This is a genomic window from Cupriavidus sp. GW821-FHT02F09, from assembly GCF_059421605.1.
The window spans coordinates 1-772 of record NZ_JBWKVH010000110.1; the positions used below are offsets into that span (position 1 = coordinate 1).

Annotated in this window: 1 protein-coding gene; it reads left to right on the forward strand. The window is 62.2% G+C overall.

Annotation, left to right across the window (positions count from 1 at the left end; genetic code table 11):
• The coding region (locus AC07XB_RS38990; RefSeq protein ID WP_492833288.1) for a tripartite tricarboxylate transporter substrate binding protein at nt 1-668 on the forward strand (668 nt) is incomplete at its 5' end.
• Nucleotides 669-772 lie beyond the last annotated feature (104 nt).

Genomic DNA, 772 nt, shown 5'->3' on the forward strand with positions numbered 1-772 from the left:
CGATTGTTCCGCACCTTGGGCTGACCAAGCTCACGTACGAAAACCTCACGCCGGTTGCGCGGCTGAATGTCGACCCTTCCGCGATCACCGTGCGCAGCGATTCGCCTTACACGACCGTGGAGGCATTCCTCGATGCTGCCCGCAGGAACCCGGGCGGGATTCGGGTCGGGAATGGAGGCAATGGATCGATCTGGCACCTTGCCGCGGCGGCTTTGGAAAACAAGACCGGCACTAGCTTCAATCACATTCCTTACCCGGGCGGGAATCCTGCGGTCCTCGCCTTGCTGGGCGGCCATATCGATGCGGTGACGGTGAGTCCCGCCGAAGTCTATCCCTATGTGGCCGCCGGCAAGCTGAAGACGCTGGCGGTCATGTCCGACAAGCGCGTGAAGGGCTTCGAGGCCGTGCCGACGTTGAAGGAGAGCAAGGTGGACTTGTCCATTGGCACGTGGCGCGGCATTGCCGTGCCCCTCAACACGCCGCCGGAAGTGGTGAACGTGCTGCGCGAAGCGATCGCCAAGACGGTCCGGGAGCCGGCACTCAGGGACATGATGGACAAGCAGAACCTGGGCTTCTCCTATGCGGACCAGGACGAGTTCAGGGCTGCGATCGCCAAGGACAACGCCTACTTCAAATCCCTGATCGGCAAGGTCGGCCTGCGCCAGTAATTCTCTAGCAGTGGCGGCGCGCCGGGTTGACTGCCTGCCGCCACGGCTCTTTTCTTTGGATCCCCATGACTTTCCAGCCTGACCTCTTCAAGGGCAAGCATGCC